Genomic DNA, 20,153 nt, shown 5'->3' with positions numbered 1-20,153 from the left:
ATAAATTCGATCTATTTAACGTCACTTTAAAACGCTAAGCAATAAATGAGGCTCAATATGTTTTTGGATTACTTTGCACTATTTTTAGTTTTTTTTGTCTTTATCATTATCTTTTACGGCATTATTGTTATTCATGATATTCCCTATGAAATCGCAGTAAAACGCAACCATCCACATCAAGATGCAATACATGCCACAGGTTGGGTTAGCTTATTTACATTGCATGCGCTTTGGCCTTTTTTATGGATCTGGGCCACTCTATATCGAGAAGATAGAGGGTGGGGCTTTTCCAATTCAGAGAAAAACAGACACAGAGACGATTTATCATCACAATTACATGATTTGAACAAGACAGTCGCACAGCTTCAAAAACAATTAGCAGATAAGGAGCAGCCTTAATGGATATGCTAATCATTTTAACTTATACCGCAATGTGCATTCTCATTTTTAAAGCATTCAAAATACCTTTAAATAAGTGGACTGTACCCACAGCTGTTTTAGGGGGTGTATTTATATTATCTGCCATTATATTCACTATGAATTATAACCACCCATATGAAAAATATGCCAAAGAGGTATTTGTTTCTGTTCCTATTGTACCGCAAATTACAGGGACAGTGAGTTCAGTTAACGTTGTTCCTAATCAATTGGTTCATAGGGGAGATATTTTATTTACACTTGAAAATACTCAACAAAAAATTGCTTTAGCGAAGGCTGATGCGGCTTTAGCTGAGGCGAAAAGTGGTGCACTACAAAAAAATGAAAGCCTGTTAGCTGCGATCGCAAAGGTGGGAAAAGTACAAGCAAATTTGGAGCGAAGTGAAACAACTTACATTCGTTATAGAGATGGGCATATTAAAGGCGGTGTAAATTCGCCATTTTCAGAGCAACAAGTAAATAATAAAAAGAAACTTTTTGAAGCTGATCTTGCTGCATTTGATGGGGCTAAAGCAGATGAAAGGCGCATCAGGCTCATTACAGAGTCAACCATTTTAGGTGAAAATACTCAGGTTGCACAATTAAAGTCAGCCAAAGATAAAGCCAAGTTAGACTTAGAGCGAACATATGTTAAAGCACCATCAGATGGTTACCCAACACAAGTGACAATTCGTCCAGGTGTCAGAGCTTCAAGCTTACCGCTTCGACCTGTAATGACTTTTGTACCAAAAGAAAAGCGACGTATTGCAGGGTTATTTTGGCAAAACTCTTTACTTCGATTAGAGGTGGGAATAGATGCCGAAGTGATTTTAGATGCAGTTCCAGGGCATGTTTTTAGTGGTAAAGTCGTTGAAGTATTACCTGCGATGGCTGAAGGAGAAGTACAAGCAACAGGTACATTAATTTCTTCAAGTATAATAACAAAACATGGTTATGCGATTGCAATAATAGAGTTAGATGAAGATTTAAATAGCTATAACTTACCACTTGGCGTTCAAGGCCAAGCAGCGACCATCAACCATGAACACGATATTATGCATGTCTCTTTGGTAAGACGAATATTATTACGTATGCTTGGTTGGTTAAAATATATATATCCAGTGAAATAGTGATATATAAAATATATTTGGGGTGACCTTTTTTATACGCCCTCAGCTTTAAAACATAAGATTTTTAATTTAGGAACTTATATGAAACAGATCAAAATCATTTTATTGGCATCAATAATCATTTTGCTAACAGCTTGTGCAGCACCTGGGCCTAATGTTAATTTTGATAAAAATCCAAATATTAATATTAGCTCGGCAAAAACATTTGCCTGGTTAAAAGAGTCAAAAGCGCTTCATATAAGCGCAGGTTTCAATCCGATTGTTAAAGTTCGTATTGATAAAGCAATAGAACAAGCACTTGAAAATAAAGGTTATACATTCGTAACCGATACTTCAAAAGCTGATTTAGCAGTCTCATATACTGTGGGAAGTCGAGATAAAATACAAATAGATTCATACCCTGCAACATTTCAAGGTGGCTTTGGCTGGGGTCGTGGATATTATGGCCGTTATGGCAGAATAGGAATGAGTACAGAAACTCATGTGCGTAATTATACGCAAGGAGAACTTGCTATAGATATATATGATGTTAAAACCAAGCAACCTGCTTGGCATGGTTGGGCGACAAAAAAGTTGACTAAAGATGATAAAGAAAACATTGAAGGTTTAATTAAGCTGATTGTTTCTAGTACCTTAGCAAACTTTTAATATTTGCTATTTTTGTTTGATTTGAATGAAAATTCAAGTACAGCTTCTATACTTAACCTTAGTGCAGGCCTGTGAACTAAGGTTTATTTATGTTAAAAAAATTTTTATTACCTATATTTACTTTATTGATCATTATAGCCGTTTTAGTTGCTGTATTCTTTCCAAATATACAAGAACAGAATATGATCGAACTCAGTAAAAAAGATGCAATTAATACGGTTAATCAAATAAAAACATTGCGAGGTTATTACACTAAAAATGTAATAGTAAAAGCTAAAAAATTTGGTATGAAACCTGATTATGAACATAAAGATAACCCAAATAGTATTCCCTTACCTGCAACTTTGGTTCATGAACTCAGTGATATTTTTGCAAAAGATGGCACATCCTTTCAGCTATATAGTAAATACCCATTTCCAAACAGAGTCAGTAGAAAATTAGATGACTTCCAAAAAGAAGCATGGGCCATTTTATCAAAAAATCCTAAGAAAATAATTTCTGAAGAAACATTATTAGAAGGTGAGCCAGTTTTAAGAGTCGCATTAGCCGATACCATGCAAGCTCAAGGTTGTGTTGATTGTCATAATTCACACTCAAAATCGCCAAAAACAGATTGGAAATTGGGAGACGTGAGAGGTGTGCTCATTGTCAATAAACCTCTTAGTACCATATACGCAGAAGCAACACGTGTTAGGGTTCAGATCATTATCATTACAGGTCTGATTATGCTTTCTATCGCAGGTATTATGAGTTGGTCATTTAACAAAATAGTCTTATCACGTACAAACAAGTTAAACTCTTCTTTATCATTATTAGCACAAGGCAAAGGTGATTTAACAACTGAATTAGATGTAGGGGAGCATGATCAAATTGGTGATGTGGCCGAAAAATTCAATCAGTTTTTGACAACTTTTAGAGGTTTAGTTATTAGCATTATAGAAAATGCAGCTAAAGTAGAAGATGCAATTAATCAGGTTAAGATTGCGACAGGTGCCATTGCAAATAAATTAAATGAGCAAGGAAGCCAAACTAAAGAAATCACAGAGAATATTCATGATGTGACATCCAATATTCAAGATATCAGTCAAAATACTGAACTTGCATCTGAAAATACGAAAGAAACTGACTCCGAAATAAAAGAAAGTACGGCAAATATGAAAGTCAGCGTGCATGACATTCAAAAGTTATCAGGCAATATGAATGAAACGGCTAATGTTATATCAAAGCTAAGTAAACAAAGTGGTGAAATTGGCTCTGTACTTGATGTTATAAAAAATATTGCTGAACAAACTAATTTATTGGCCCTTAACGCAGCCATAGAAGCGGCAAGAGCTGGTGAGCAAGGCCGAGGTTTTGCTGTTGTTGCTGATGAAGTAAGAGCACTTGCAAAACGGACACAAGATTCTATATCGGCTATTGAAACTACAATCGCTTCACTGCAAACTTTAGGTAAGCAAGCGGTTGATAACGTAGCAAATAGCAATAAAACTACTGAACATGCACAAGAGTATATATATAAAGTAGCAAATAGGCTTGAGCATACTGAGGAGCTTGAAAGTACGGTTGCCAATTCGATAGAACAAATAGCAACGGCTATGGATATGCAATCTAAAATGTCAATGAGCATGGAAAAAAGCATTGATCATTTAAATGATTCATCAACGGAGTCTTTAACAGAGTTACAAAATATACTTGATAACTTAGATGCAGTGTCAAAACAAGCGCATGTTCTAACTGAAGAGCTTGCAAAATTTAAAGTGTAAATAGAATTAAAACTCTAATTCACTTTGAACTAATTCAAAAAAACGATAAGGTGATCTCATAATAATAAAAATGAGATCACCTTATGTGGCCAACAACAAAGCTTTTTTATCGCAGTTACCACTTTTCTTTAAAAATGTTCAGCTCTTTAATCCCTTTTCCACAGCCTGTTTTGTATCAAGGAAGCAGTGCGCTTACGCAATTAGTTAACGCTATAAGCAAAAAAAAACAAGATAAGTTATTACTTGTTACCGATGGTGTATTAAAACAATTAGGTTTGCTAGAGCCTTTGCTAGCCGTTTTAGAGAAAAATAATATTTCTGCAATTATTTTCAGTGATGTGCAACCTAACCCGACAATTGATAATGTAGAAAATGGATTGCAATTATTTTTAACTGAACGCTGTCAAGGGATCATAGCCTTAGGTGGCGGCTCTGTTATGGATTGTGCGAAATTAATTGGAGCTCGTGTTGTTAAGCCTAAAAAGTCAGTACCACAACTAAAGGGATTGTTTAAAGTTCTTAAAAAAACTCCTGATTTATATGCGATTCCAACAACCGCAGGTACAGGTTCAGAAACAACAATTGCAGCTGTTGTATCAGATCCAATTAATAAACAAAAATATGCAATTACTGATTTAGTACTTATGCCTAAAGTTGCAGTATTATCGCCTGAGTTAACTTTAGGGTTACCTGCACATATCACTGCGGCAACAGGCATGGACGCTTTAACACATGCAGTTGAAGCTTATATTGGGGTGAATGGCAATAAATTTACTAACAATAAATCATTGCAGGCCTGCAAATTGATTTTTGAAAATTTATTTTCCGTTTATCAAAATGGAGATAACGTGTCTCAAAGAAATGCCATGTTGTTAGCATCTTTTTATGCGGGAGAAGCATTTACACGCACATCAATAGGGTATGTACATGCAATTGCTCATAATTTAGGGGGCTTGTATGGCACACCTCATGGGTTAGCGAATGCGATTGTATTACCCTATATATTACATTGGTATGGTCGTTCCGCAGAACAGGCACTGGCTAAAATGGCAGAGTATTGTAATATCGCCAATGAAGCTACCAGTGATACTGATAAAGCGAAATCATTTATTAAGGCAATAGAAAAGTTAAATAAGGATATGGAAATTCCAACAGGATTAGCTCAATTAAAAGTATCAGATATTCCACTATTAGCTAAAAAAGCACTCTCGGAGGCGCATCCTGATTATCCGGTCCCAAAATTTATGTCACAAAATGAATGCGAGGAATTATTACATAAATTATTAATTTAAAGCTAAAATCAAAGCATTGAAATTTATTTTGTAAATAAAAGGTCTATTGGGATATCTTAATTTAAAAAATTAAAATATCCATTTTTAGGAGATAATTCATTTGTTGCAACATATCTTTATCAGTTTTTTTTTGGTGTACAGTTTAAGCACATCTGCTAATACAATTAAAATAAAAGTATTAGACTCAGATTTATCTAATATTGAAAATACTGTCGTTTCTTTAACACCTAAAAATTCAAACAGCATAAAACAAAAGATACTTTCTCCTTTAGTTGTTACACAAAAAAATAAACAATTTAATCCTTATATTGGTGTTATCCAAAAAGGTCAATCTGTTGTTTTTAAAAATAATGATGATATAACCCACCATGTCTATTCCGTATCAACAAATAATAGATTTGATTTTAAAATTAAATCTGAAACTCAAAATAGAAATATCCAGTTAAATTCGCTTGGTGAAGTTGCCATGGGCTGCAATATTCACGATTGGATGAGTGGTTTTGTATTAGTTGTAGACACTCCTTTTTATACGCAAACGAACAGTCAAAGTATTGCAACCTTCGAGAATATGTTATTAGGTGAATATCAGCTTGTAATTTGGCACCCTCAACTTGATACCCCGGATAATCAAATTGTTAAAACAATCAATATTACGGGAAACAAGCAATGGGATTTTACGTTACCTCGAAAACTATTACCGATACCTGAGCAAGCAAATCAAGAAGAGTTTGAATTTTTACAAGGATATTAAACTAGTGACATTATCGATTATGAAAAGTTTGCAAAGTAGAATTTTTATTTTATTTATATTTTTATTGCTTTGTGTCCAGCTAATGTCATTTTACTCAACCTACCAGGCAAACAATAAATCTGAAGTTGCGCAACTGAATAATAAATTATTAACAGCAAAACAGGTATTTGAAGCTCAATTTATAAGCAGAAGTTATTATTTATCTGCTTATGCTAAAACAGTGGCAAGAGATCATGCATTAAAATCATTAATTGAAGATGACGTTAAAAGTTTATTAAGTGCGCTAGATAATCACAGAAAGAGAATTGATGCAAATTTTGCAATTGCAATTAATACAAGTGGCAAAATTGTTGGAGAACTGGTCACTTTTAAAAACAATAATAATGAAAATAAGCCTAAAGTTGGTATAGAGCAAGGCAAACAATTTAAGCATTTAGACTGGTTAGAGACAGAAACATCAGAACAACTCTATCCTTTATCCAATAATTTATATCAATTAAGTTTAGCACCATTAAAAAGTGGTACTCGTATCATAGGGTGGATAGGTTTTGGTTATGTATTAAATGAAGACTTAGCAAATGAGTTAGCAAAAATAACAAATGTAAATGTAAGTTTTTTATTAAAAAATAAAATAAATCATAACCTATCTTTGCTTGCCAGTTCACAATCCATAGATGTATTTTCAAATACTTTGTTATCAGAAATACTTTCAAATAAAAATGAGAGTTATATCGCTTCCCAATTTTACCTTGGTACTGTTGACTCCGATGAATTAATCGCTTTAGTCTTTAAATCTAAGGTAGATATACTTAAAAGTGTGAAGGCAGACTGGGGGCAATTTGTATTGCTATTCTTATTAACGTTACTATTTTCATTGATCAGTGCTTATGTGATATCTGCAAGTATTACTCGACCAGTTAAATCTCTCATTACACAGGTTAAATCAATCGCCCAAGGTAACTATGATAAAACGGTTAGTATTGAAAATAGCCATGAATTAATGCAGTTAGCCAATGAATTTAATCATATGAAAACCTCAGTTGTTACCAGAGAAAAAATGATTAGTCATCGTGCATATCATGATCCTCTAACAGACTTGCCAAATCGGAACAGTCTAATTAAGACGTTAAAGTATAAACAAGAACGAGCGACCCCTTTTGTTGTTTTTCAAGTTAATATTAGAAGAATAAAAGAAGTGAACGATACGTTAGGACATAAGATCGGTGATAAAGTCATTATTGAAGTAGCAAATCGATTGAAGCTATCTCAATTGCAATGTGAGCTATTTCATTTAGGTGCAGATGAATTCATTTTATTATCAGAAGATTTATCAATTGAAAATTCTTTGTCCGTACTTTCACAAAATCTAGAACCTTTATTTGAGATTAATAATTTAAGCTTGCATCTACAATATGCAATCGGGACAGCCTTATTTCCTGATCACATTGATACAGATGCAACAGATTTATTGAAAAAATCTGACGTAGCAATGCAATATGCTAAGAAAAACAAGAAGTTGCACCAGCTATATGATAGACAGTTTGATTTTAATACTGTTGAACGCCTTCATTTAATAAATAGTTTAAAAACAGCCATTGAACAAGATCAACTGGTTTTATTTTACCAACCAAAAATGTCATTAAATACAATGAAAATAAGTCATGTGGAGGCGCTGGTAAGATGGAAACATCCTATCAATGGGTTAATTCCACCTGATGCATTTATTAGTATTGCAGAGCAAACGGGCCAAATGGACTCTTTAACACGCTGGGTAACAAAAGAAGCAATTACTCAATATCTTATATGGCAGAAAAAAAACATCAATATTAAGATTGCGATTAATATATCAGCTGAAAATCTAAAAGATAAATCATATAGTGATTTTGTTATCGCTTTAAAAAATGATAACAATATTGCAGATCATGAAATTACCTTGGAAGTTACAGAAGATGCCGTTTTATCAGATCCCGCACAAGCAACTGAAGTTTTAACGTATTTAAAGTCCCATGGTTTTAAGCTTTCAATTGATGATTATGGCACAGGTTATTCTTCCTTAGCACAGCTCAAGCAGTTACCCGTTCAGGAACTGAAAATTGATAAATCATTTGTTCAACAGCTAATGCAAAATAAAGATGATCAAATTATCGTCAGATCAACCATTGAGCTTGCCCACAATATGGGCTTAAGTGTTGTTGCTGAAGGCATTGAAGATGAAAGAACTTTACTTTGGCTAAAAGAGCATAACTGTGAGTTAGCACAAGGGTATTTTATAAGTAGACCGATAGAAGCGCATTTATTTGAAACTTGGTTAAAGGAATGCCCTTACGCTTTGGAAAAGGAAGGAAAATGGCTAAGTTTATAATTTTATTATTATTCAGCCCGGTTATATTAAGTGCTGAGCAGTCTTTGAATGGCATTATTGATTCACGCTTTGTTGCTGTATCAGATGATCAGGAAAGTTATTTAAATGGTGGTTATGGGAAATTTAGTTATGATTCAAATGCGCAACTCGCATTAGCACAATTGGGCTTGCAATATAGTGCGCAGTGGGAAAATAATATTTCTGTGCACGTGATAGGCAATGCATTTTCCGATGGGAGTTACAATGGTATTGGCTTAACCGAAGTATTTTTATCTTATAAAGGTTTACCAAGCGAAGGTGGCTGGCGTTTAAAATCTAAAGCGGGTGTTTTTTATCCTAAAATATCACTGGAAAATATAGCAACAGCTTGGTCTACACCTTATACACTAACAAGTTCAAGTTTGAATAATTGGATCGGAGAAGAATTAAGGCACACAGGATTTGAACTGTCGTTAAACAAACTTGGAAAGTTTTCTAATTCACAACATAATTTTAATCTGGACCTCGCTTTTTTCAAAAACAATGATACCGCAGGTGCACTTTTGTCTTGGCATGGCTGGACGATAGGCAGTCGACAAACTTTACTAAATGAAAAGCTTATTGTGCAACCTTTTGCAGCAAGAGAAACGGCTTTAAGTGCCCAAGCTGGAAAATCAGATCCATTTTTAGAGTTAGATAATCGGTGGGGAAGACATTTAGCAGGAAGTTGGCAATATCGTACTTTACAATTTTCAGTGGGTATTTATGATAATAATGCAGATCCAAGTATTGTAAAGGCAGGCCAATATACGTGGGATACCAATTTTTTGCATTTTGGTTTTAAATATAAATTGAACAAACAAACTCAACTCATTTCACAATATATGAATGGTAGCACGTTCATGCAATCACCTTATGGAAATAAAGTGGTAGATAATGATTTTAGTAATGGTTATATCATGTTAAGTCACTTCTGGAATGAGCACCAGATAGCCATGAGGGCTGAGGAATTTAATGTAACAGATTTAGATAGTACTTGGGGAGATAACAATCAAGAGTATGGCAAAGGACTCTCTTTAAGCTATAGATATAAATTAAATAAAAGAAGTTTTATTCAAACAGAGTTAAATTGGTTGCAATCAAAAAGGCCTTCACGCTGGTATTTGAAACAAGAAATAAATTTAACCGAACATCAATTTCAAGTGGCATTCAGGCATTATTTTAATTTATGAGAATTATTTACTTGTATGAGTAAAAACACCATCCCAATTAATATCTGGTGGGGACTTTTCAAATAATTCGCAGCGATTGATATAAACATCAATAAGAAGTTCAGGCGCTTCACTATACAGTGCTATAAAAATCATTTTTGCTTCACTGAAGCATTGTTGCCAATATAAAGTGAGTGCATCATGGTATATTTTTAATCGATTTATTTTTTGTGCGTCTATATTTAAAGGTTGATAAATAGTGATAGGTTCTTGTTTGCCTTTCACCCGAACTTTATCTAAAGTGCGATAATTAAATTTGGGTGCCAGCTTACTTGTTGCTTCACTGACAATAATATCTACACCATATATTTTTGTTAGTCCTTCTAATCTAGAGCCTAAGTTTACAATATCACCCATTACAGTGTAGGCGATACGGAATTCAGATCCCATATTACCAACATTCATATTTCCGCTACTCACACCTATACCAACTTTTATTTTAGGCCAACCTTTTTGTTTAAAAGCTGTGCTGATCCCCTGCATTTGTTCAATAATATCTAATGCTGTTTGTATTGCATCATGGGCATGATTAAGATTTTTTACCGGCGCTCCCCAAAATGCCATTACGGCATCCCCCATATATTTATCTATCGTCCCTTTTCTAGTATGAATTGCTTTTGTTATAGGTGTTAAAAACTCATTCATTAACTGTGTTAGCTCTGTCGCAGGCATATTTTCACTCATAGCAGTAAAATTGCGAACATCAGTAAATAATACCGACATTTCACGGCTCTCACCTGTAAGACTCATTTGTGCTTCATTAATATCAAAGTCTTTAACAAGCTCTTGTGGAATATAATGACTAAATACTTTTGATAAATGACGTTTATGCTTTTGTTCAATAAAAAAATTGTAATTAATATGCAAAAAAGCGCAACCAGCAAGCAGTAGAAGAGGCGTTGCTAATGGAATAACAAGTTGATGATTAGACCAGAAATATAAATTAAGACTAATATAAACAAAGCTTAATATTATAATTGTTATGACGCCCATTATGGGCTTTAAACGGGGGAAAATAAAAGTCATGATTAAGCTTAAAATAAATAACACACTTAATTCTATTCCAAGAATATAATCTGGTTGTTTTAAAAATCTTTGCTCTAATATTCCTGATATAATATTTGCATGTACTTCTACACCTATAAAGCTTTCTCCTACTGGTGTAGAACGTAAATCAAGTAAACCCGCCGCGCTTGTTCCTAATAGAACAATTTTATTTTTAAGTATGTTCTGAGCTACATTTAATGAAAGTACGTCGGTTGCTGAAATATACTTAAAACTTCCTAAATGACCACGATAAGGTACAAAAATAGAGCCTGTTTTATCTACAGGAATTAAAAAATCACCCAATTGAATAGACTCTATTACATCAGAGCTTTCACTTAAAACAAAGTTTACCTCAGGAAAGCCTAAACTAAGACGGGTTAGTTCTAAGGCAAGCGATGTGTAAATTTCGTCTTTATATTCTTGTATTAAAGGTACTTTTCTTAAAACATCTTGAGTAGATACATAATCAAAAAAACCACCAAATATAGCCGCATCTTGTAATATGGGAATGTTTGAAGTAAATCCAACGGGTTTAAATAGCATTTTTTTTGCCGAGTTGAGTAAACTACTTTTAGCCAGAGGAGGCGGCAATAAACCAGATGCAAGTAGGGTTTTTTGATTATGGCTTTGTTTAAACACATAACCTAATACAAGATTTCTTGCTATTAACGATTCAGAAAATTGTTGGTCTGTATCATATTTCTGATGCCATTTATTAAGCTCGGTTTGATCTATGAATGAATTGTTTTTTTGAAGCTGTTTTAGCAAGTTTAATGCAGAACTATCGTCAGGTTCAGCAAAAACGGCATCAAACCCTAAGCTATTTATTTCATAGTGATCAAATAAGGTATTAACTAATGATGCAAGTTTATCTCTTGTCCATGGCCATTGACCTTGTTCTAAAAGACTTTTTTCATCTATATCTAAAATGATAATTTTTTCATCAACCGTATCAGGCATAAAATAGAGTAGGCGCGCATCATAAAAAAAGTTTTCAACTTGATTAATGACTTTCCAACTTATATGCCCAGAGCTATGAAATACAATTGAAATAAAAACTATGCCAGTTAGAAAAACTCTGATCATCAATTTTTTAATATTCATATATGCTTTCCTGCATTAAGTAAAATAATGCTGGGATAGGGCCATTAAAACTAATTTATATTACCGGTATGGGTTGAGTTAAACCTAAACATCGGCCAAGGTGCAGTTGTTGATAGACCGCCATTATTATCAAATATTGCATATACTTTTCCATCAGCTGAACCTATAAAAACGGTACCATTTGGACTGATCACAGGAGAGGATGAAATTAAAGCCCCAGTTTGAAACTTCCATTTAAGTGTGCCATCTGGATTTAACGCATATACATTGCCATCTCCTGATCCAAAAATAATAGTGCCATCACTTGCAATCGCAGCAGATGATACTACTGAAGCTAAGGTTGGGAAACTCCAAACTGATGAGCCAGTTGTCATATCTATTGCATAAAAATTATTATCTTCAGAGCCAACATAAAGTACATTATTGGCGCCCAATGCAGGTGTGGCTTTTACTTTTGCTGATGTTGTAAAAACCCACCGTTGAATTAATGTATTTGTACCGTCAGAGTTTAATTCAAAAGCATATACTTTATTATCATCAGCCCCGATAAAAATAGCACCATCGGAACCTATTGCTGGTGCACCATGCACAGGAGTACCGATTTGAAATTCCCATTTAGGTGGATGAACAGCCGGTTGATCGAAGCCATATATAAAATTATCACCTGAACCTAAAAATAAAGTACCTGCTTTTGAAATGGCACCAGAACTGGTTTCTCCCGTTGGAATTGTAAACTGCCATGCTTCACTGCCTTGTGTTGTGACACTATGGATTATATTTACAGAGCTAATAAAGATATTGCCACTGGGTAATAACGTTGGAGATGAAATAATCGCATTTGCTGTTGGAAAATTCCAAATTAAATTTCCTGAACTATCAATCGCATAAAGTTTATTATCGCTAGAACCGACATAAATGTTACCCGTATTTGTATACATAGGTGATGATCTAACAAATCCTGTTGCTGTAAAGTTCCAGTTTTTGATTCCTGTAGGAGATATTGAATATAAATTTAAATCATCTGAACCAATAAGAATATTGCCACTGACATCGAGTGCTGGTGAAGATAAAACGGGACCAGATGTTTGAAAAGACCATAATAAAGTACCGCTTTGTAACGGTGTTACAGTTACATTTATCAAATCACTTGCTGTTGCATCTAAGTTATCAGTTACAGTTAAAGAAAATGTAAGTACTTCTGTCGTGCTTAATATTGGCGCCGTAAAAGTAGCACTTAGCGATGTTGCATTATTAAGTGAAACACTTGTACCAGCCGTTTGTTTCCATAAATGGCTAATTATCGAGCCATCAGAGTCTGATGCAGAGCCTGATAATGTAATATTTGAGTTTGATGTTACATTTTGATCTATACCTGCATTTACAGTTGGAGCTTGGTTAGCACTTTGTACTGTTATACTGATACTATCTATGCCTACCGCATCATTATTATCTGTCACCGTTAGACTAAATATAAGTATTTCTGTTGAAGTGACAGTAGGGGCTGTAAAGCTTGCATTTGCAGTATTTGCATTATTGAGTGAAACAGCTGTGCCGGAAGTTTGAGTCCACAGATAGCTAATAATAGTGCCATCTGTATCTGAACCTGTGCCAATTAAATCAACTGTAGCAGCAGAGTCTACCGTTTGATCTATACCTGCATTAGCTGTTGGGGCTTGGTTTATTGGGTTAATGGTAATGCTTACTGTATCAACTCCTGTTGCAGCAGAATTGTCAGTGACAGTGAGACTAAAAACTAAAATTTCAGTTGATGAAACATTGGGAGCAACAAAGTGGGCATTTGCTGTATTAGCATTTATTAAGGATACTGATGTACCTGAAGTTTGTAACCATAAGTAACTAATAATAGTCCCATCACTATCAGAACCTGAACCGGTTAAATTCACACTAGTGCCTGAGTCTACCGCTTGATCTATGCCAGCATTTGCTGTCGGTGCTAAGTTACCTTGAGGGTTAACGATAATATTAATACTATCTGAACTTGTAGCATTTTCATTATCTGTTGCCGATAAGCTAAAAGTAAATGTGGTCGCTTGGCTAACTGATGGTGCTGTAAAATTCATCGTTAAGGTATTTGCATTATTAATGACTACATTTGGACCAAAAGTTTGTGTCCAAATTAATGTTGTAATGCTGCCATCAGTATCTAGTGCGCTTCCTGTTATTGTGACTTGTGTATTTTCGCTAACAGATTGATCAGCCCCAGCATTTACATTTGGTGGTTGATTAACTGGAGATACAAATATTGATACTTGATCGCTTGCTTGGCCACCGCTATTGTCGGTAACAGTGAAATTAAATATTAATTCAGTAATTGATAATACATTTGGAGCAGTAAAACTGGCTGTTGCTTTATCATTATCTAAAATTGAAACATTAGGACCTGATGTTTGTTGCCAATTAAAACCAACTATCGTGCCATCTGAATCTGAAGCTTGACCAGATAGTGAAATTACTTGTGCTTCATTAACTTGTTGGTCTTGACCTGCATTGGCTGTTGGATTCTGATTAATTGCAACATCCTCAATGGTAATGTTAATTTGATCTTGATTTATTGCGCCTCTATTGTCAGTCACTGTTACTTGTAAAACTGCGCTTGTTGTTTGTGTCACTTCAGGTGCTGTCATTGAAAACTCGAGAGAGTCTGAAAGTATTAATTCGGGGCCAGATATTTGCTCCCATTGTATTAGTACAATACTGCCATCTGAATCGCTGGCAGTTGCCTTTATTTGTATTGCTTCACTTTCTTTTACTATGATATCTATGCCTGCATCAATGGATGGCATCTTATTGTCTGCATGATCTTGAGACAGTGTGTTTTCATCAATTTCGATCAAACTTGTTTGAGAAAAGCTTGTAAAGTTATTATTTTTAAACCGATTTATTTCGTCATTTAAATTAATGTTTGATGGAATATTCGTTGTTATATCATTTGAGTTTTGTTTTGAAATGAAATTATTATTCAATTTACCATCAAGCATGCCATCACTAAAATCAGTTATAATCGCATCTACAATATCAAAATTAGGTACTGAAAAACCCAGCTCTAGTCCTGATCTATTAACAATATTTGCAAAGCCACCTAATAACAGTGCGTATTGTTTTGCCTGTTCAGATGAAGCTTCATCAGGAGAAATCGTATCAGCAGGTTGCGTTGAAAAAATGTCAAAGCCAAATACTTGCTGTGCATTATCACGATTATTATTTAACGTAGCAAAAAATGCATTTCCATGAGTTTCATTTAAAGATTTCTGCAATAATGCTGATGTCAAAATGGTAACCGCCGCCGTGCTATCGCCTGGATTAATTACTGAACTGAGCCCTTGTTCTTGGGTAAAGTTAATCACTCTCTTTAAATTAATATCTGGCTCTTGATCAGATTCATCAATATATTTACCACCAGATGTTTTAATTAACAGAGGTTGTTCAAATGAATTCAGAGTAATTAAAAATTGACCAGATCCATTTGTTGTTGTTTGAAAAGTAGGCTCTGAATTTATAACCATACCAGTCTGATCCATTTCATACACATTTACACTTGCATTAATCAATGCGCCTTTTGCTGCTGTGCCATTAATCGTATATTGTGATGCCAACAATGCTGAGTTAGTTGCGCTTTCTTCACTATTACCACAAGATATTAAACAAAGACTTAATATAATTAATAAACATTTTTTAAAATATGTATCTAAAAATGGTAGCAATTTTGTATTCATTTCAACCACTCCTTAACGTGGTACTTGAAGAGCTTTACCAAAAATAAGACTTCCGGTAACTTGTTGCGTACCTGAATTGTTTTGCAAATAGTAAGTCATACCTGCTCCTTCTGGTATTTGTAAGTCATTGAACATATTGCTAAAAAAACCAGAAAATGAACCTGAACCATCTTCAGAGCCATCAATTAAAACCGAGTTATAATTACCATTAAACTGATTTAGCCCTAAAGCAATAGAGCCAGTACCATTTGCGTGCCATACCTGATTATTAATACCTAATAAGATTCGGCTTGAAACTGTTTGATTAGTGAAGTTAGCTGAAAAATCAGCAGTTCCTAAAATACCTGTATTTCCTAAGTTATTTGTTGGATCTGTATTACCTGTCAAAGCATATTGTGCCTGACCACTTTGTGGCAGGGCTATACTGCTATTAAAGCTATCATTATTTACCCAATGTAAACTTTGATCGGAAAGATCTATTGAGTCCCCAGAGACACTACTGGTAAATCCATTGCTCCATCGTCCCCACCTAAACCCGGTTACAGAGTCAAAACCCGTGTTTAAGTTTTGGGCAGTGCCAATATTTACAGCTTGCTGGTTTAATATGAAACCCGTTAGATTACTTTGATTATCAAAAGTGAGACTGTCGGGGTCATTAAAAATCAATTGCGTTGTATTTTGGCTAGCGAGAGAAATAGCTAAGGATTTGTTTTTTGTATCAATAATACCATTATCTATTATAATTTCATTGCCACTACTATCCGTAACAACTTGAGATATTATGACTTCCTCTTCAAAACCCTGCTCATTTTTTGCAATGGCAGTATTTGCTTTTGTTACCATAGGTTTTGGTGAAGAAACTTTAACTTCACTCAATAAAGTGACATTTTCTGGCTCTTCTTTTGTTTGAGACTCTTTGACAGGAACTGTCTGTCCAAATAGAGAACTTGGGGGACCTAATAATTTAATGGGTAAAGTATCTATTGAGGCAACATAGCCAGACTCTGAAACATTAAGTTGAAGTTCTCCTGCCTTATTAAGCAGGACAATCGCTCCTTGAGAAACACCGGCATATAATCCATTATCAATTTGGGTTTTGGTAGATGCTTCTAAGGGTTGGCAGTCACTTTGGCATAATAAAACGCTGTAATCAGTACCACGGATCCCAATAGTCGCAACAGCTGTTTTAACTTTATATCCAGACTTATTTTGTCCTGACGAAATAGCGCCTGTAATTGTTCTAAACCCACCTTTAAGTAGGTTTAAAGCACTAGTTGAGGCTGTTGCAGCGCCAGATGAACTTTTAGTAAATAAATAGTTTTCAATATTAAGTTTAGAATTAGGTCTGATAGATAAACGCGCACCATCTGACATTTTTAATTGCACACGTGATTTATCTCCTGTCACTATCGTGTCACCAACTAAAACAATGTCTCCTTTTTTTAAGACCGATACCAATGGTCTTTCAACAGATGTTTTTCCAATCGCAAATAAAACAGTACCTACATTAGCTCTGGCATTAAAACTCATTAAAATTGATATAATTAAAGAAATTATGAAAATAAAATAACGCATAATACACCCAGTTAGTTGAACGTTTTACGTAAATAAAGCGCAGTTTGCAATCTGTCATATTGATATAGACTTACATTTGAATCATGTTTGATCCAATCAATGCTTGTAGTGAGTTGCCAATTTGTTGCTGGAAAATCTAACCAAGCATAGCTTGCAGAAATAACATATTTATCATCTTCTCTCTCGGTCCCAAAAAAGAAGTATTGTTTATCGTATTCAATTTTTATTGCGGCAGCTTGTAATCGAATAAAGCTTTTTTGACCAACGAGATATCGAGAAAATATTTGTACACTTTTTTGCTGATTAGAGTAGGGGCTAGAAAAGTTTACCGCATCATCTTCGGCGTAACTTATATTCATACCTATTTGGTTATACCCTGAAAAATTACGGATCAATCCTAAAGATAGCATGTAAGAGTCTACATCTCTTATTTCTAAAATATCTGTAAAATCTTGTTCTGCATATAAAGTATTGAGATTTATTGTATAGTCATCGTTTACATTAATATTGAGTCCAAATTCTCCTTGAAGACGTTTATGATTAGAGTGATTATCAATTAACGTCTTTATTCCTTCTCCTTTAAAATATATATCTCCAAAATTAAACTTTCTTTGTATGCGTGCATCTATTTGGTATTTAGATAAATCTACAAAATGCGCATCAGTATTAACCCTGTGCGATAAATTAATACCTGAACTAACATTCCAGTGCGTATTAATTGGATAATTATAAAAGGCACCAGCTAAAATAGATGCAAATGCAGAGTCACTTTCAATATTAAGTTCATTTAGTTTAAAGCCAAGAAAAATATCATCGGCAGTTGCTGCATTGGCATTAGTATCATAACCAAAACTTGTTTCAATCCAACCAATTAAGTGAGGTGAGTACTGGTTTGAATTCCTTCGAATTGCAAGCAGGTATTCATCAATTACATTTGCAATATTTTCAGGAGGGGGCAGTGATTGCAGTACCTCAAAGTGATATTGAGCTCTTTCAAAGTCGCCTACATCAAAATAAGCACGCGCAAGCGCAAGCCTAGCTCCGGCATAATTAGGAGATACATCGATAGCTCTTTGTAAAACTTGGACTGCTAAACTTGCGTTTTTAGTATCCAACAAAGCAATACCTAATAAATAATCGTATTGTACATTACCAGCGAGATTAAGTTCATGAGGGGAAAGGTAATCAAGTAGTTGTTGCATTTGATTATCAGAAAGTAATTTATTAGCCTGTTTAAATAACAATACTTTATCAATAGAGGAGGATTCTTCTGCCCAGCAGAAGCTAGGAGTTGCAATTAATATCGTCATGCACATTAAAAAATTAATGTATTCATGTACTTTAAGAAAGTTGAGCTTAAAATTTGCCATATTTACAACCTTAAAGCTAAGTCGAAAATAACGAATATTTTCAATTTATCATTGGCTACAACAAATACATCAACCAAGTAAAATAATAGAATAATAATAGTACATAAAACGAACAATAATGAGGCTAAATTTAAATAATTGAGAATGTTGACGGCTATTTATTGGCATCCTTGCCTAAATATTTGTATTAGTGGTATTTAGTGATTTTTTATAATTTCCTAAAGATGAAATCGTTAATACTTTTTAAAAGCGCTAGCTAGGGTATGTTCGATTGTAACTTTGAATTTACCAGGATGGTTTTCACTATGATCAATCTCTTCAAGTATTAATACGTAATGTCCTTCCTCTGTAAAAGCTTGCTCAGTCATAGTAACTAAACTTCTTAGTTGACCATTATCATCAAAAACAACTTGTATTGTATAAATATCATTATCAATAGTTAAAGATTTTTGTTCATATTTATTGATATCTTTAGCATGATTTTTTGTATCTTCAATACTTTGTCCTGTTTTTGTAAAATAAACATCAACCTGGTTTAGAGAAATATCATCATAAGAATCTATTAAATTTATAATTTGAATATCATGAGAAATTGAGTTTGGAGTTAAGTTTTCAGTAATTGATTTCATGCTTGGATTAATCCGATTATCATCTTGATAAACAATTGCAGCTAGGCTTTCTTCATGATTGAGTGTTATTAGATAATTATCAATAATATTTTTACCCGTTAATTCATCTTTCATACTGATGCTGTAATCAGCCGGAGGAAGTTTGATGTAACTTGAAAAGGTATCGGCAATGATTGGTGCTGTACTGTTATTAAGATTAGTTGCAGTGAATGTCACATTGTCATATAGGTTAAGTGAATTATAAAAATGAATTTGCCCTTTGGCATCTGAATGTTTTAATGTCGTAGTATGGTTAGTATCAGAGACAATATCAATTATTATGCTGTTATCAGCAACACTCAAACCATCTCGTATAATTGCTAAATAGCTAGAACCCTCATAAAAACTTGTTTGCTCAGAACTAAATATAACTTCATTTTCACCACTTTTAGTCATATAAAATGTATAACTGTTAGGTGAGTAATTAATAAAATCACTTTCCATTAATGAAGTGGTTGTTGTTATTAATTTAGCTTCTGAAAAGCTGGTATTGTCAACAGCCATATAAACATCAAAATTTACATCCGAGCGTATAGTATTAATGAATGAAAGGTTAAAAATGTTTTTGTCATTCACATCTATGTTTTTAATTGTGACTTCTGTAAAATCTGGGTTTTTAAAATCTCCCGTCATTAGTAATAACTGTTTATACCCAGAATCTATTTTGATATCTTGTTGATAAATTGATTTCCAATCTCCATCATCTTTTTGATGCTCATAGCTTATTTCATAGGTATCCGCTTGATAGCCATGGCGAGTAGAAACTTCCCCAAAGTTAGCTCCTGTGCGAATAACATCTTCAATGACAAGAGTTGTATTGGGGCTATTATAAGAGCCATTGTAAAATTGAATATAGCCGTTTTCATGTGAGTCATTTGAGCTACCACCACAGCCAAAAAGTATTAGTGTGATTATTATATAACTCATATTTTTATATCTGGGATTTAACTTCATTTTTAGAACCTGTTTACTATCAATGAAGGCCAGTATGTCACATCAATATAAAAGAATAATTAAGCATTACTCACTATTACCAATAATT

13 protein-coding genes are annotated in these 20,153 nt (G+C 34.0%); 8 read left to right on the top strand and 5 right to left on the bottom strand.

Annotated features, from left to right (window positions below; translation table 11 throughout):
- Positions 1–57 precede the first annotated feature (57 nt).
- The 8 genes from BM088_RS03360 (at position 58) to BM088_RS03325 (ending at position 9,574) form a co-directional block, all read left to right on the top strand.
- Positions 58–399, top strand: coding sequence for a DUF3302 domain-containing protein (locus tag BM088_RS03360; protein WP_091979924.1), 342 nt, complete (start codon positions 58–60; stop codon positions 397–399).
- Positions 399–1,547 carry an HlyD family secretion protein gene (locus BM088_RS03355; RefSeq protein WP_091979922.1) on the top strand — a complete coding sequence of 383 codons (1,149 nt, stop codon included), beginning with the start codon at positions 399–401 and terminating at the stop codon, positions 1,545–1,547. Before BM088_RS03360 ends, BM088_RS03355 begins: the two co-directional genes overlap by 1 nt.
- An 81-nt stretch (positions 1,548–1,628) precedes the next feature.
- Positions 1,629–2,195 (top strand): DUF4136 domain-containing protein, encoded by a 567-nt coding sequence (locus BM088_RS03350; RefSeq protein ID WP_091979920.1) that lies wholly within the window; start codon positions 1,629–1,631, stop codon positions 2,193–2,195.
- Positions 2,196–2,284: 89 nt separating this feature from the next.
- Entirely contained in the window at positions 2,285–3,958 is a 1,674-nt protein-coding gene (locus BM088_RS03345; protein ID WP_091979918.1) for a methyl-accepting chemotaxis protein, read from the top strand.
- 83 nt (positions 3,959–4,041) lie between these two features.
- Positions 4,042–5,250, top strand: a complete 1,209-nt coding sequence (locus tag BM088_RS03340; RefSeq protein WP_091979916.1) for an iron-containing alcohol dehydrogenase — start codon at positions 4,042–4,044, stop codon at positions 5,248–5,250.
- A 100-nt stretch (positions 5,251–5,350) separates the two neighbouring features.
- Positions 5,351–6,001 carry a cupredoxin domain-containing protein gene (locus BM088_RS03335; protein WP_091979914.1) on the top strand — a complete coding sequence of 217 codons (651 nt, stop codon included), beginning with the start codon at positions 5,351–5,353 and terminating at the stop codon, positions 5,999–6,001.
- Between the two features lie 82 nt (positions 6,002–6,083).
- Positions 6,084–8,363 (top strand): bifunctional diguanylate cyclase/phosphodiesterase, encoded by a 2,280-nt coding sequence (locus BM088_RS03330; RefSeq protein ID WP_177207940.1) that lies wholly within the window; start codon positions 6,084–6,086, stop codon positions 8,361–8,363.
- Entirely contained in the window at positions 8,348–9,574 is a 1,227-nt protein-coding gene (locus tag BM088_RS03325) for a hypothetical protein (protein WP_091979910.1), read from the top strand. Before BM088_RS03330 ends, BM088_RS03325 begins: the two co-directional genes overlap by 16 nt.
- 3 nt (positions 9,575–9,577) lie before the next feature.
- Here the strand turns inward: BM088_RS03325 and BM088_RS03320 are convergent, their stop codons facing one another.
- The 5 genes from BM088_RS03320 to BM088_RS03300 all read right to left on the bottom strand — a co-directional run bounded on the left by BM088_RS03320 (position 9,578) and on the right by BM088_RS03300 (position 20,065).
- The gene (locus BM088_RS03320) at positions 9,578–11,764 is read right to left on the bottom strand and encodes a CHASE2 domain-containing protein (RefSeq protein ID WP_091979908.1); all 2,187 of its coding nucleotides are present in this window, start codon (positions 11,762–11,764) and stop codon (positions 9,578–9,580) included.
- 50 nt (positions 11,765–11,814) lie between these two features.
- Entirely contained in the window at positions 11,815–15,498 is a 3,684-nt protein-coding gene (locus tag BM088_RS03315) for an outer membrane protein assembly factor BamB (protein WP_091979906.1), read from the bottom strand.
- A gap of 12 nt (positions 15,499–15,510) precedes the next feature.
- Positions 15,511–17,073 (bottom strand): FecR family protein, encoded by a 1,563-nt coding sequence (locus BM088_RS03310; protein ID WP_091979904.1) that lies wholly within the window; start codon positions 17,071–17,073, stop codon positions 15,511–15,513.
- 11 nt (positions 17,074–17,084) lie between these two features.
- On the bottom strand, positions 17,085–18,443 hold the full coding sequence (locus BM088_RS03305) for a tetratricopeptide repeat protein (RefSeq protein ID WP_091979902.1): 1,359 nt from the start codon (positions 18,441–18,443) through the stop codon (positions 17,085–17,087).
- 233 nt (positions 18,444–18,676) lie between these two features.
- Complete coding sequence (locus BM088_RS03300) at positions 18,677–20,065, bottom strand: hypothetical protein (protein WP_091979900.1); 1,389 nt, start codon at positions 20,063–20,065, stop codon at positions 18,677–18,679.
- Positions 20,066–20,153: the final 88 nt, after the last annotated feature.

Source organism: Pseudoalteromonas denitrificans DSM 6059, assembly GCF_900112265.1.
Lineage (GTDB): Bacteria > Pseudomonadota > Gammaproteobacteria > Enterobacterales > Alteromonadaceae > Pseudoalteromonas > Pseudoalteromonas denitrificans.
This window is presented reverse-complemented; position numbering and strand designations above follow the sequence as displayed.